General features: G+C 71.0%; 13 protein-coding genes. 6 read left to right on the top strand and 7 right to left on the bottom strand.

Features of this window, described 5'->3' with window-relative positions:
• The first annotated feature begins 2 nt into the window (after positions 1-2).
• From SCNRRL3882_RS29950 to SCNRRL3882_RS29940, 3 genes are all read left to right on the top strand, one after another.
• Entirely contained in the window at positions 3-800 is a 798-nt protein-coding gene (locus SCNRRL3882_RS29950; protein WP_010039299.1) for a thiazole synthase, read from the top strand.
• Positions 801-905: 105 nt separating this feature from the next.
• The gene (gene pknB / locus SCNRRL3882_RS29945) at positions 906-2840 is read left to right on the top strand and encodes a Stk1 family PASTA domain-containing Ser/Thr kinase (protein WP_010039297.1); all 1935 of its coding nucleotides are present in this window, start codon (positions 906-908) and stop codon (positions 2838-2840) included.
• 59 nt (positions 2841-2899) lie between these two features.
• Positions 2900-3778: a deoxyribonuclease IV gene (locus SCNRRL3882_RS29940; RefSeq protein WP_010039295.1), complete on the top strand. Its 879-nt coding sequence runs from the start codon at positions 2900-2902 to the stop codon at positions 3776-3778.
• Between the two features lie 39 nt (positions 3779-3817).
• On the opposite strand, the gene SCNRRL3882_RS29935 is transcribed toward SCNRRL3882_RS29940, so the two are convergent.
• The gene (locus tag SCNRRL3882_RS29935) at positions 3818-4468 is read right to left on the bottom strand and encodes a sulfite oxidase-like oxidoreductase (protein WP_010039290.1); all 651 of its coding nucleotides are present in this window, start codon (positions 4466-4468) and stop codon (positions 3818-3820) included.
• A gap of 175 nt (positions 4469-4643) precedes the next feature.
• Here SCNRRL3882_RS29935 and bfr point away from each other — a divergent pair, with 175 nt between their 5' ends.
• A complete protein-coding gene (gene bfr / locus SCNRRL3882_RS29930; RefSeq protein WP_010039288.1) occupies positions 4644-5120 on the top strand; it encodes a bacterioferritin in 477 nt (158 codons plus the stop codon).
• 6 nt (positions 5121-5126) lie between these two features.
• Here bfr and SCNRRL3882_RS29925 read toward each other — a convergent pair whose 3' ends face one another.
• The gene (locus tag SCNRRL3882_RS29925) at positions 5127-5360 is read right to left on the bottom strand and encodes a (2Fe-2S)-binding protein (RefSeq protein ID WP_010039286.1); all 234 of its coding nucleotides are present in this window, start codon (positions 5358-5360) and stop codon (positions 5127-5129) included.
• A gap of 147 nt (positions 5361-5507) precedes the next feature.
• Positions 5508-6860, bottom strand: a complete 1353-nt coding sequence (locus tag SCNRRL3882_RS29920; protein ID WP_010039284.1) for a class II 3-deoxy-7-phosphoheptulonate synthase — start codon at positions 6858-6860, stop codon at positions 5508-5510.
• A gap of 96 nt (positions 6861-6956) precedes the next feature.
• Between SCNRRL3882_RS29920 and SCNRRL3882_RS42665 the strand changes: the two genes are divergently transcribed.
• Positions 6957-7013, top strand: a complete 57-nt coding sequence (locus SCNRRL3882_RS42665) for a trp operon leader peptide (protein WP_078602827.1) — start codon at positions 6957-6959, stop codon at positions 7011-7013.
• A gap of 112 nt (positions 7014-7125) precedes the next feature.
• Complete coding sequence (locus SCNRRL3882_RS29910; RefSeq protein WP_010039280.1) at positions 7126-8991, top strand: phenazine-specific anthranilate synthase component I; 1866 nt, start codon at positions 7126-7128, stop codon at positions 8989-8991.
• Between the two features lie 51 nt (positions 8992-9042).
• Here SCNRRL3882_RS29910 and SCNRRL3882_RS29905 read toward each other — a convergent pair whose 3' ends face one another.
• Genes SCNRRL3882_RS29905 through SCNRRL3882_RS29890 form a run of 4 tightly spaced genes read right to left on the bottom strand, consistent with a single transcriptional unit; the run spans position 9043 to position 12857 of the window.
• Entirely contained in the window at positions 9043-10071 is a 1029-nt protein-coding gene (locus tag SCNRRL3882_RS29905) for a 6-phosphofructokinase (RefSeq protein WP_010039278.1), read from the bottom strand.
• A 53-nt stretch (positions 10072-10124) separates the two neighbouring features.
• Complete coding sequence (locus SCNRRL3882_RS29900) at positions 10125-10814, bottom strand: response regulator (protein WP_010039275.1); 690 nt, start codon at positions 10812-10814, stop codon at positions 10125-10127.
• The gene (gene macS, locus SCNRRL3882_RS29895; protein ID WP_010039274.1) at positions 10811-12037 is read right to left on the bottom strand and encodes a MacS family sensor histidine kinase; all 1227 of its coding nucleotides are present in this window, start codon (positions 12035-12037) and stop codon (positions 10811-10813) included. Before macS ends, SCNRRL3882_RS29900 begins: the two co-directional genes overlap by 4 nt.
• Positions 12038-12065: 28 nt before the next feature.
• Positions 12066-12857, bottom strand: a complete 792-nt coding sequence (locus SCNRRL3882_RS29890; RefSeq protein ID WP_010039272.1) for a lysophospholipid acyltransferase family protein — start codon at positions 12855-12857, stop codon at positions 12066-12068.
• Between the last annotated feature and the right edge of the window lie 180 nt (positions 12858-13037).

The following is a 13037-nucleotide window of genomic DNA, read 5'->3' as shown; positions in this document are numbered from 1 at the left end:
CCATGGCCGACGATCCGTTTGTCCTCGGTGGTACGTCCTTCACGTCCCGCCTGATCATGGGCACGGGCGGGGCGCCCAGCCTCGACGTGCTGGAGCGGTCGCTGGTCGCGTCCGGGACGGAGCTGACGACGGTCGCGATGCGCCGGGTGAACGCCTCGGTGCACGGCTCGGTGCTGTCCGTCCTGGACAAGCTGGGCATCCGCGTCCTGCCCAACACGGCGGGCTGCTTCACGGCCGGTGAGGCCGTCCTCACGGCCCGTCTCGCGCGCGAGGCCCTCGGCACCGACCTGGTCAAGCTGGAGGTCATCGCAGACGAGCGCACGCTGCTGCCGGATCCGATCGAGCTGCTGGAGGCGGCCGAGACGCTGGTCGACGACGGGTTCACGGTGCTGCCGTACACCAACGACGATCCCGTGCTGGCGCGGAAGCTGGAGGACGTCGGCTGCGCGGCGATCATGCCGCTCGGCTCGCCGATCGGCTCCGGACTGGGCATTCGCAATCCGCACAACTTCCAGCTGATCGTCGAGCACGCGCGCGTGCCGGTGATCCTGGACGCGGGGGCCGGTACGGCGTCGGACGCCGCGCTGGCGATGGAGCTGGGGTGTGCGGGTGTGATGCTCGCCTCGGCGGTGACGCGGGCGCAGGAGCCGGTGCTGATGGCCGACGCGATGCGGCATGCCGTGGAGGCGGGGCGGTTGGCCTACCGGGCGGGACGCATCCCTCGGCGGCATTTCGCGGAGGCGTCGTCTCCGATGGACGGCGTGGCCGTGCTGGATCCGGAGCGGCCCGCTTTCCAGTGAGCGGAGGCAGCGGGCGTGGGACGCACGTCACAGGTCCGCTTCAGTCACGCTCCGAAAGCAGGCGGGGCGACGGAGCTGTCAGTCATGGCTCGTACACTCGCCTGCGTGGACACGACCCTTCAGGACCCCTTGGTCGGGCAGGTGCTCGACGGCCGGTATCGCATTGACGCGCGGATCGCCGTCGGCGGGATGGCCACGGTCTACCGGGCCGTGGACACCCGGCTCGACCGGGTCCTCGCGCTCAAGGTGATGCACCCCTCGCTCGCGGTCGACGGCTCGTTCGTCGAGCGCTTCATCCGCGAGGCGAAGTCGGTGGCCCGGCTGGCCCACCCGAACGTGGTGCAGGTCTTCGACCAGGGCACCGACGGCAGTTACGTCTACCTCGCCATGGAGTACGTCGCGGGCTGCACCCTGCGGGACGTGCTGCGCGAGCGCGGGGCACTGCAGCCGCGTGCCGCCCTGGACATCCTGGAGCCGGTGCTGGCCGCGCTGGGCGCCGCGCACCGCGCCGGGTTCGTGCACCGGGACATGAAGCCCGAGAACGTCCTGATAGGGGACGACGGCCGGGTCAAGGTCGCCGACTTCGGGCTGGTGCGGGCCGTCGACACGGTGACGAACACCACCGGCACCGTGCTCGGCACGGTCTCGTACCTCGCCCCCGAGCAGATAGAGAACGGCACCGCCGACCCCCGCGTCGACGTGTACGCGTGCGGCGTGATGCTGTACGAGATGCTCACCGGCGACAAGCCGCACGACGGGGACTCCCCGGCCGTGATCCTCTACAAGCATCTGCACGAGGACGTCCCGCCGCCCTCGGCCGCCGTGCCCGGTCTGGCGTACGAGCTGGACGAGATGGTGGCCTCGGCGACCGCCCGCACCCCGGACATCCGCCCGCACGACGCGGTGGCGCTGCTCGCGCAGGTCCGTGACGGGCGCGGCCGGCTGACCGTGGAGCAGCTGGACGCCGTGCCGCCGCAGGCGCTCGCGGCGGACCACGACAACGCCGACGACCGTACGAGCGTGATCCCCCGGGCGCTCGCCACGCCGCGCCCGCTGCCCGTCAACGAGGACGAGGAGGGGTCCGCGGCCGCGCTGAACCGCACGAGCCGCTTCGCGTCCCCGCCGCCCCCGCCGTCCCGGCGCCGCTCGGGGCCCCGGCGCGGCCCGATGGCGATCGTCGCCGCCGTCCTGCTGGTGCTCGGACTCGGCGCCGGCATCTGGTACATCAACTCGGGCCAGTTCACCGAGGTCCCCCCGCTGCTGGCGAAGACCCAGGCGCAGGCCGAGGACCGGCTGCAGGACGCCGGGCTGGAACTCGGCAAGGTGGAGCACGCCTACAGCGACACCGTGGAGCGCGGCACGGTCATCAGCAGCGACCCGAAGGCCGGGACACGCATCCGCGGCAACGACTCGGTGTCCCTCACCATCTCCGACGGCCCGCAGAACGTACGGGTGCCCGCCCTGGAGGGTCAGCGGCTGGAGAAGGCGCGGTCCCTGCTGAAGGAGGACGGGCTGGAGCCGGGCATGGTCACCCGGGAGTTCAGCGAGGACGTGCCCAAGGGCTCGGTGATCTCCGCACGGCCGGCGGACGGCACCAAGGTGCGCGCGGGCACGGCGGTCGCGCTCGTCGTCAGCAAGGGCAGCCCCATCGACATCCCCGACGTCACCGGTGACGACCTGGCCGACGCCAGGGCCGAGCTGACGGGCGCCGGTCTCAAGGTGAAGGTCGCCGCCGAGCGGGTCACCTCCTCCGAGTTCGACAAGGGCCAGGTCGCCGAGCAGAGCCCGAACCCCGGCGGCCGGGCGGCCGAGGGCGACACGATCACGCTGACGGTGTCCAAGGGCCCCGAGATGATCGAGGTCCCGGACGTGGTCGGCGACAGCGTCGACGACGCCACCCGGGAGCTGAAGAGCGCCGGATTCCAGGTCGACGAGGACCGCGGACTGCTCGGCCTGTTCGGCGACACGGTGAAGGACCAGTCCGTGAAGGGCGGGGAGACCGCGCCCAAGGGCTCGACGATCACCATCAAGATCAGGTGACGGATGCGGGCAGGGAGCCCGTGGACGGGGCAGGGCCGGACGCATGACACCCTGAACGGGTGAACAATCAGCTGTCCGGCCGCCCCCGCAACCCCGTGGGCGGCCACGTCCCGGTGGCCGGTGGGCTCCACTCCGTCGGCCTGACCTACGCCCGTGACCTGAAGGCCGAGACCGTCCAGGTCTTCGTCGCCAACCCGCGCGGCTGGGCCACTCCGGCCGGCAATCCGAAGCAGGACGAGGCGTTCCGCGCCGCGTGCGAGGCCGAGTCCATCCCGGCGTACGTGCACGCCCCCTACCTGATCAACTTCGGCTCGCACACCGAGGCGACCGTGGAGCGGTCGGTGGAGTCGTTGCGGCACTCGCTGCGCCGCGGGCGGGAGATCGGGGCGCTGGGCGTGGTCGTGCACACCGGCAGTGCGACCGGCGGCCGGGAGCGGTCGGTGGCGCTGAAGCAGGTCCGGGAGCATCTGCTGCCGCTGCTCGACGAGCTGACCCACGACGACGACCCGTATCTGCTGCTGGAGTCGACCGCCGGCCAGGGCGCCTCCCTGTGCTCGCGGACGTGGGACTTCGGCCCGTACTTCGAGGCGCTGGACGCCCATCCGATGCTCGGCGTGTGCCTGGACACCTGCCACATCTTCGCCGCCGGGCACGACCTGACCGGCCCCAGCGGCATGCACCAGACGCTGGACCTGCTGGTGGACACGGTCGGCGAGGGCCGGCTGAAGCTGATCCACGCCAACGACTCCAAGGACGTGGTGGGGGCGCACAAGGACCGGCACGAGAACATCGGCGTGGGCCACATCGGCGAGGACCCGTTCCGGGCCCTGATGACGCACCCCGCGACCGCGGGCGTGCCGCTGATCATCGAGACGCCGGGCGGCAAGGAGGGGCACGCGGCGGACGTGGAGCGGCTGAAGAAGCTGCGCGACTGCTGAAGGCCCAGACAGACCCCGGAGGCGTCGGAGCCCCGGGCCTCAGAGGTCGGGGCCGTCCCCGGGCTCCTCCTGGTACGAGTAGCGCTGCTCCTGCCATGGATCGCCGATGTTGTGGTAGCCCCGCTCCTCCCAGAAGCCCCGCCGGTCGGCGGTCATGTACTCCACGCCGCGCACCCACTTGGGGCCCTTCCAGGCGTACAGGTGGGGCACGATCAGGCGCAGCGGGAAGCCGTGCTCGGCGGTGAGCAGTTCGCCGTCCTTGTGGGTGGCGAACAGGACGTGTTCGGAGGCGAAGTCGGACAGCCGGAGGTTGGAGCTGAATCCGTACTCGGCCCACACCATCACATGGGTGACGTCGTCCGCGGGCGGCGCGATGTCGAGGATCGTGCGCGCGGGGATACCGCCCCACTCGGCGCCGAGCATGCTGAACTTCGTGACGCAGTGCAGATCGGCCACGACGGTGGTGTACGGCAGGGCCGTGAACTCCTCGTGGGTCCAGCAGTGCTTGCCGCCGTCCGCCGTGGCGCCGAAGACCCTGAACTCCCAGCGCTCGGGCCGGAACTTGGGGACGGGCCCGTAGTGCGTGACCGGCCAGCCGCGCTGGACCCGCTGTCCCGGCGGAAGCCCGGGCTGCGTCGCTCCTGCCGGATCGCGCCCTTCTCCCGACTCGTGTCCCACCGGCTGACCCATGACTCCATCCTGACAGACCCCCGGTGATGCCCCTGACCGGGGCAATCCCAAAACGGGGCAATTAGAACTAAGCATGCCCTTACTTACTAAGTGAAGACTTACTGGACGATCTTCGTCGCCGGTGGAATCATGCGGCGCAACCTGCCAGTTCCCCCGCGTGGAAGGAGCCTCTGCGATGCAGGGCGACCCCGAGGTCCTCGAATTCCTGAACGAGCAGTTGACCGGCGAGCTGACCGCGATCAACCAGTACTGGCTGCACTACCGGATCCAGGACAACAAAGGCTGGACCAAGCTCGCCAAGTACACGCGTGAAGAATCCATCGACGAGATGAAGCACGCGGACAAGATCACCGAACGCATCCTGATGCTGGACGGCCTGCCCAACTACCAGCGGCTCTTCCACGTACGGGTCGGCCAGACGGTCACCGAGATGTTCCAGGCCGACCGGCAGGTCGAGGTCGAGGCCATCGACCGCCTCAAGCGCGGTATCGAGGTGATGCGCACCAAGGGCGACATCACGTCCGCGAACCTCTTCGAGTCGATCCTCGAGGACGAGGAGCACCACATCGACTACCTGGACACGCAGCTGGAGCTCATCGACAAGATCGGCGAGGCGCTGTACATCGCGCAGCAGATCGAGCAGCCGAGCTAGGCGGGCCTAGGCGGCGTCTTCCAGTTCCGCGAGCACCGGCTCGCCCCGGTCCGCCAGCTCGCGGCGAGGGCACGACCCCCTGCCGAGGAGCGCCTGGATGCGGCGTACGCACGACCCGCAGTCCGTGCCCGCCTTGCAGGCGGAGGCTATCTGCCGAGGGGTGCAGGCGCCGCCGTCCGCGTGCTGCTTGACCTGCTGCTCGGTGATCCCGAAGCAACTGCACACGTACACGCGGTCCACCTCCCGACAGGTCGTTCCAAGGCGCCGTCCCCGTTGATCGGTGAGGCTAACCTAACCTTACCCGCCGGGTGGGAGGCACAAAAGTGGAGAGGGGCGCGGATCGTATGTGATCCGCGCCCCAGTCGTGTCGGGTGACAGGCGATCCCGCTACTGGTCCCTGTACATCTCGGCCACGAGGAACGCCAAATCCAGCGACTGGCTGCGGTTGAGCCGCGGGTCGCAGGCCGTCTCGTAGCGCTGGTGCAGATCGTCGACGAAGATCTCGTCGCCGCCGCCCACGCACTCGGTGACGTCGTCGCCGGTCAGCTCCACGTGGATGCCGCCCGGGTGGGTGCCGAGCGCCTTGTGGACCTCGAAGAAGCCCTTGACCTCGTCGAGCACGTCGTCGAAGCGGCGGGTCTTGTGCCCGGAGGCCGCCTCGAAGGTGTTGCCGTGCATCGGGTCGGTCACCCAGGCGACGGTGGCGCCCGAGGCGGTGACCTTCTCGACCAGCTCGGGGAGCTTGTCGCGGACCTTGTCGGCACCCATGCGGACGATGAAGGTCAGCCGGCCCGGCTCCCGCTCCGGGTCGAGGCGCTCGATGTACTGCTGCGCGTCCTCGGCCGTGGTCGTCGGACCCAGCTTGATGCCGATCGGGTTGCGGATCCTGGAGGCGAACTCGATGTGCGCGTGGTCCAGCTGCCGGGTGCGCTCACCGATCCACACCATGTGCGCGGAGACGTCGTAGAGCTGTCCGGTGCGCGAGTCGACCCGGGTCAGGGCGGACTCGTAGTCGAGCAGCAGCGCCTCGTGCGAGGAGTAGAACTCGACCGTCTTGAACTCCTCCGGGTCGGCCCCGCAGGCGTGCATGAAGTTCAGCGCGTTGTCGATCTCGCGGGCGAGCTGCTCGTAGCGCTGCCCCGACGGGGACGACTTCACGAAGTCCTGGTTCCAGGCGTGCACCTGGCGCAGGTCGGCGTAGCCGCCGGTGGTGAAGGCGCGCACGAGGTTCAGCGTGGAGGCCGAGGCGTGGTACATCCGCTTCAGCCGCTCGGGGTCCGGGACGCGGGCCTCTTCGGTGAACTCGAAACCGTTGACGGAGTCGCCCCGGTACGTCGGCAGGGTCACGCCGTCGCGGGTCTCGGTCGGCTTGGAGCGCGGCTTGGAGTACTGGCCGGCGATGCGGCCGACCTTCACGACCGGCACGGACGCGGCGTACGTCAGCACCGCGCCCATCTGGAGCAGCGTCTTGAGCTTGTTGCGGATGTGGTCCGCGGACACCGCGTCGAAGGCCTCGGCGCAGTCGCCGCCCTGGAGGAGGAACGCCTCTCCCTTGGCGACGGCCGCCATCCGGGCGCGCAGCTGGTCGCACTCGCCCGCGAAGACGAGCGGCGGATACGACTCGAGGTCCGCAACGACTGCGCGCAGAGCCTCGGTGTCGGGGTACTCGGGCTGCTGCGCCGCGGGCAGGTCTCGCCAGGTGTTGCCAGCACTCGCGCTGGTCTTAGCGTTCACGGTCACGGCCTCAACATTACGGGGTCGTGTCGGGCGTCCTGACCCATGCCCAGCAATTGAGACACGGGGTACACGACTCGGACATGGGGTAGTGTGCCTGCCATGTTCGCGCACTCGATCCAGACCTGGTGGTGGACCGCTCATCCGGCGGCCCGCTGACTGCGCGTACGACTTCACTTCGCGAAGGCCGCCCGAGGGGCGGCCTTCGGCGTTTCCGGGGTCCGTTCCTCACCGACATCGATCGCCGTCGATCGACAGCCACGGAGGAACCATGGACCTGACACAGCTGCTGCACGAGCCCCGCCCCTTCGCGCTGCTCCGCCGCCGCGCCCCGGGCCACGACCACGACGTGATCGAGGTCCTCGTCGGCCCGGTCACCACGTACGACCGCCTCGCCGACCTGCCCGACGAGGGCCTGGCGCTCGTCCCCTTCCGGCAGATCCGCGAGCGCGGCTTCGACGTCCGCGACGACGGCACGCCGCTGTCGGTGCTGACACCCGCGGAGTCCTCCGTCGTCCCGCTCGCCGACGCCCTGGAGCAGCTCCCGGCGCACCACGTACGGGTCGAGGGCGGTGGCTTCGACGTCGGTGACGAGGAGTACGCGGAGATCGTCGGGCGCGTGCTGCGGGAGGAGATCGGGCGGGGCGAGGGCGCGAACTTCGTCATCCGGCGGACGTACGAGGGTGAGATCCCCGGGTTCGGCCGGGCCGACGCGCTGGCGCTGTTCCGGCGGCTGCTGGAGGGCGAGCGGGGCGCGTACTGGACGTTCGTCGTGCACACCGGGGACCGGACCCTGGTCGGGGCGAGCCCGGAGGTGCACGTGCGGATGTCCGGCGGCACGGTCGTCATGAACCCGATCAGCGGGACGTACCGCTATCCCGCCGAGGGGCCCACGCCCGAGCACCTGCTCGGCTTCCTCGCCGACGGCAAGGAGATCGAGGAACTGTCGATGGTCGTCGACGAGGAGCTCAAGATGATGTGCACCGTCGGCGACATGGGCGGGGTCGTCGTCGGGCCCCGTCTGAAGGAGATGGCGCACCTCGCGCACACCGAGTACGAACTGCGCGGGAAGTCCTCGCTGGACGTGCGGGAGGTCCTGAAGGAGACCATGTTCGCGGCGACCGTCACGGGCTCGCCGGTGCAGAACGCCTGCCGGGTCATCGAGCGGCACGAGGTCGGCGGGCGCGGGTACTACGCCGGCGCGCTGGCGCTGCTCGGCCGGGACGCGGGCGGGACGCAGACCCTCGACTCCCCCATCCTCATCCGCACCGCCGACATCGACGCCGACGGGCGGCTGCGGGTGCCGGTGGGCGCCACGCTCGTGCGGGGATCCGACCCGGCGGGCGAGGTCGCGGAGACGCACGCGAAGGCGGCGGGTGTGCTGGCGGCCTTGGGCGTACGGCCGGGACGGCCGCGCGCGGAGGCCGCACGGCCGCAGTTGGCCGACGACCCCCGGGTCCGGGCGGCGCTGGACGGCCGCCGGGCCTCGCTCGCGCCCTTCTGGCTGCGGATGCAGGAGCGGTCCGGGGAACTGGCGGGGCACGCCCTGGTCGTCGACGGCGAGGACACCTTCACGGCGATGCTCGCGCACGTGCTGCGCTCCAGCGGCCTGGAGGTGAGCGTGCGTCGCTACGACGAGCCCGGACTGCGGGAAGCGGTGCTGGGGCACGAGGGGCCGGTGGTGCTGGGGCCCGGGCCGGGTGATCCGTCCGACCTGGCGGATCCGAAGATGCGGTTCCTGCGCTCCCTGACCGCCGAAGTGATCCGGGGAGAACGGCAGGGCGTGCTCGGCGTCTGCCTCGGACACGAGCTGATCGCGGCCGAGCTGGGGCTGGAGATCGTACGGAAGGAAGTGCCCTACCAGGGGGCGCAGACGACGATCGACCTGTTCGGGCGGCCGGAGACGGTCGGTTTCTACAACAGCTTCGTGGCGTGCTGCGACGAGGGGGCCCGTCAGGAGCTGGCCGCGCACGGCGTGGAGGTCAGCCGTGCCGCGAACGGTGAGGTGCACGCGCTGCGCGGGCCCGGGTTCGCGGGCGTCCAGTTCCACCCCGAGTCGGTGCTGACGCTGAACGGCGCGACCGTCGTACGGGAGCTGGTGCGGCAGCTGCGGGGCACGAGCACGCCCTCGGCGTAGGACGGGTCCGGTCGGGGCCGCGCGGCCCCGACCGGCACCGGCACCGGGCGGTCAGCCGAAGAACACCCCGACCTCCTCGTACAGCGTCGGGTCCACCGTCTTCAGGCGGGCCGTCGCGTCCGCGATGGGGACGCGGACGATGTCCGTGCCGCGCAGGGCGACCATCGTGCCGAAGTCGCCGTCGCGGACGCAGTCGATGGCGTGCAGTCCGAAACGGGTGGCGAGCCAGCGGTCGAAGGCGCTGGGGGTACCGCCGCGCTGGACATGGCCCAGCACCGTCGTGCGGGCCTCCTTGCCCGTGCGCTTCTCGATCTCCTTGGCGAGCCACTCCCCGACACCGGACAGCCGGACGTGCCCGAAGGAGTCCAGCGACTGGTCCTTGAGGACCATGTCGCCGTCCTTGGGCATCGCCCCCTCGGCGACGACGACGATCGGCGCGTAGGACGCCCGGAAGCGGGACGTCACCCAGGCGCACACCTGCTCGACGTCGAAGCGCTGCTCGGGGATGAGGATGACGTTCGCGCCGCCGGCCAGGCCCGAGTGGAGGGCGATCCAGCCGGCGTGCCGGCCCATCACCTCGCAGACCAGGACCCGCATGTGGGACTCGGCGGTGGTGTGCAGCCGGTCGATGGCCTCGGTCGCGATGCCGACCGCGGTGTCGAAGCCGAAGGTGTAGTCCGTGGCGGACAGGTCGTTGTCTATGGTCTTCGGCACGCCCACGCAGGGCACGCCGTGCTCGTCGGACAGCCGGGCGGCCACGCCCAGGGTGTCCTCGCCGCCGATGGCGATGAGCGCCTGGACCTCCAGCTCGGCGAGGTTCTCCTTGATGCGGCGGATGCCGTTCTCCACCTTCAGCGGATTGGTCCGCGAGGAGCCGAGAATGGTGCCGCCGCGGGGCAGGATGCCGCGCACGGCGGGGATGTCGAGCCGGACGGTGTCGTTCTCCAGGGGGCCTCGCCAGCCGTCCCGGAAGCCGGTGAAGTCGTAGCCGTACTCCTGCACGCCCTTGCGGACGATGGCCCGGATGACGGCGTTGAGCCCGGGGCAGTCGCCGCCTCCGGTCAGTACTCCGACGCGCATGGAACAGTCCCTTCGCCGCAGGTGCCTGACGAAGGGTCAGTGTGACGTGCGCCTCACTCGTCGTCGAGGCCGCGCTCTATCGCGTACCTGACCAGCTCCACGCGGTTGTGCAACTGGAGCTTGCCGAGGGTGTTCTGGACGTGGTTCTGCACCGTGCGGTGGGAGATGACCAGGCGTTCGGCGATCTGCTTGTAGCTCAGGCCCTTGGCGACCAGGCGCAGCACCTCGGTCTCGCGCTCGGTGAGCCGGGGCGCCTTCGGTTCGTCGGTGTCCTGCGCGGGGGCGGGTTCGGAGGCCAGGCGGCGGTACTCGCCGAGGACCAGTCCGGCGAGGCCGGGGGTGAAGACGGGGTCACCGACGGCCGTACGGCGGACCGCGTCCCGGAGTTCCTCGGTGGAGGCCGACTTCAGCAGGTAGCCGGTCGCGCCGGACTTCACCGCCTCCAGGACGTCGGCGTGCTCGCCGCTCGCGGACAGCACCAGGACGCGCAGCGCGGGGTTCGCGGCGACGACCTCCTTGCAGACCTGGACGCCGGGCTTGCCGGGCAGGTTCAGGTCGAGCACGAGGACCTCGGGAGCGGCGGCCCTGGCGCGGCGCACGGCCTGCTCGCCGTCGCCCGCGGTGGCGACCACCTCGAAGCCCGACTCGGCCAGGTCACGGGCGACCGCGTCGCGCCACATGGGGTGGTCGTCGACCACCATGACCTTGATCGGCTCCCGCTGGTCCGCGGTGGTCTCCGTCATCGCTGCTCCGCCTTCCCCCGTACGGTCGTCACGTCCTTCGGTACCTTCAGCTCGACCTCCGTGCCCTGGCCCGGCACCGAGATCAGCTCCGCGCTGCCGCCCAGGTCGCGCAGCCGGCCGCGGATCGACAGGGCGACACCGAGCCGCCCCTCGCCCTCGGCCTGGGCGAGCCGCCCTTCCGGGATGCCGGGTCCGTCGTCCCGCACGGTGACGATCACCTCGTCCGGCTCGTCCTCGACGAGGATCCACGCGCGCGCCTGTTCCCCGGCGTGCTTGCGGACGTTGTCCAGGGCCGCCCCGACGGCGGCGGCCACCTCCCGTGCCGCGACCGGCACCAGCGGCACGGGCGCGCCGGGCTCGGCGAGGCTGACCCTGGCGCCGGCGTACGGCGCGAGCAGGGCGCGCAGGTCGACGGGGCCGCTCCCCTCCGGCTGTTCGTCGACGGCCCGGACGACGGCTCCATCGGCGGCGTCCTCCGAGACCCGGGAGACGGGCACGAGTCCGCCGGAGACCAGGGTGCGCAGCGCGACCTCCTGCTCACCGGCCATCCGGCCCAGCTCGGCCGCCTCGCCGCCGATCACTGCGCCGCGCCGCTGCACCATCGCCAGCACCTGGAGCACGCTGTCGTGGATGTCCCGGGCGAGACGCTCCCGCTCGCGTGTCGCGGCCTCGATCTCCAGGGCGCGGGCGAGGGTGCGCTCGGAGGCACGGGCGACCTCCACGACGTAGCCGATGGCGATGGAGGCGATGCAGACCAGGATGACATTGTGGACGGTGTCGCGGGCCGGGCTGCCGCGCTCCACCAGGTTGGCGGCGGCCACCAGGCTGGAGGCGAGGGCCGCCCAGCGCCAGCCGCCCTTGACCGCGAAGGCGAGGACGGCGCCGGCGGTCCATATCGACGGCAGGGTCGGGCCGCCCGCCTGGACCCGCTCGTGCGCGTCGGCGACGGGTGTGAGCAGGATGCCGGTGAGGGCGACGGTGAGGTCGGCGGCGAGGAACCGCTTGGTGCAGCGGGCGGCGTTCGCGACCCGGGGCAGGGTGGCCAGGGTCCACACGGCCAGCACGGCGTAGTAGGCGACGGCGACCCAGGGCCGGACGAACTCCTCGTAGGCGGTGGCGAAGAGGCCGACCGCGTACAGCATCGTGAGCACCCGGTAGGCGGTCAGCGCGCGCCACAGCGGCTGCTCGACCGACATCCTCATGACTCGCTCGCGCTCGGCCATCTCCCCCACCCCCGAAGCGGACCCCCGACTAGGGCTCCGTCCGCCTGTTCTCCGGCTCTTCCCGCTCCGACTTTTCCTTGTCCGCCTGTTCCTTCTCCGCCCGTGCGAGCGCGGCCCTCGCCGCCTTCCCGGCTTCCTTCTCCGCCTTCGCCGCCTCCGCGAGCTGCCGCTTCATGGCCGTCGCGTACATGTCGACGTACTCCTGGCCGGAGAGCTTCATGATCTCGTACATGACCTCGTCGGTCACCGCGCGCAGCACGAACCGGTCGTGCTCCATGCCCTGGTAGCGGCTGAAGTCCAGGGGCTTGCCGATCCGGATGCCGGGGCGCATCAGCTTCGGCATGACCTTTCCGGGCGGCTGGATCTTCTCCGTGTCGATCATGGCGACGGGGATGACCGGCGCGCCGGTGGCGAGCGCCACGCGCGCGAGGCCACCCGGCTTGCCGCGGTAGAGCCGCCCGTCGGGCGAGCGGGTCCCCTCCGGGTAGATGCCGAACAGCTCGCCGCGCTCCAGCACCTCTATGCCGCTCTTGATGGCGGCCTCACCCGCGCCGCGCGCACCGGAGCGGTCGACGGGCAGTTGGCCCACGCCCTTGAAGAAGGCGGCCGTCAGCCGGCCCTTCACCCCGGGCGTGGTGAAGTACTCGGCCTTCGCGATGAACGTGACCTTGCGGTCCAGGACCGCGGGCAGGAAGAACGAGTCCGAGAAGGACAGGTGGTTGCTCGCCAGGATCGCGGGGCCCTCTGCGGGAACGTTCTCCAGGCCTTCCACCCAGGGCCTGAAGGCGACCTTCAGCGGTCCCCCAACAGCGACCTTCATCGCGCCGTACAACAACCGAGTGCCTCCTGTATGTGTCGATCAGACCTTAACCCGGCGCGCTGTCAAAGGCGCCGACGGCCCTGGTCGGTGTCAGTGCCGTCGCGTACGGTGAAGGTCCCGCGAACGCCGTGCGATCCCCGTCATGACGTTCCGTGACAATCCGTGATCGTGCCAGTCCCT

Source organism: Streptomyces chartreusis NRRL 3882, assembly GCF_900236475.1.
Taxonomy (GTDB): domain Bacteria; phylum Actinomycetota; class Actinomycetes; order Streptomycetales; family Streptomycetaceae; genus Streptomyces; species Streptomyces chartreusis_D.
The sequence above is the reverse complement of the archived record's forward strand: the minus strand, read 5'-3'. Positions and strand labels throughout refer to the sequence as shown.

Excerpts from the sequence above, each read along its gene's own strand:
- SCNRRL3882_RS29950 (WP_010039299.1), top strand. The coding sequence starts at position 3 with ATGGCCGACGATCCGTTTGTCCTCGGTGGTACGTCCTTCACGTCCCGC.
- SCNRRL3882_RS29935 (WP_010039290.1), bottom strand. The coding sequence starts at position 4,468 with ATGGGTCAGCCGGTGGGACACGAGTCGGGAGAAGGGCGCGATCCGGCA.
- bfr (WP_010039288.1), top strand. The coding sequence starts at position 4,644 with ATGCAGGGCGACCCCGAGGTCCTCGAATTCCTGAACGAGCAGTTGACC.
- SCNRRL3882_RS29910 (WP_010039280.1), top strand. The coding sequence starts at position 7,126 with ATGGACCTGACACAGCTGCTGCACGAGCCCCGCCCCTTCGCGCTGCTC.
- SCNRRL3882_RS29905 (WP_010039278.1), bottom strand. The coding sequence starts at position 10,071 with ATGCGCGTCGGAGTACTGACCGGAGGCGGCGACTGCCCCGGGCTCAAC.
- SCNRRL3882_RS29900 (WP_010039275.1), bottom strand. The coding sequence starts at position 10,814 with ATGACGGAGACCACCGCGGACCAGCGGGAGCCGATCAAGGTCATGGTG.
- macS (WP_010039274.1), bottom strand. The coding sequence starts at position 12,037 with ATGGCCGAGCGCGAGCGAGTCATGAGGATGTCGGTCGAGCAGCCGCTG.
- SCNRRL3882_RS29890 (WP_010039272.1), bottom strand. The coding sequence starts at position 12,857 with ATGAAGGTCGCTGTTGGGGGACCGCTGAAGGTCGCCTTCAGGCCCTGG.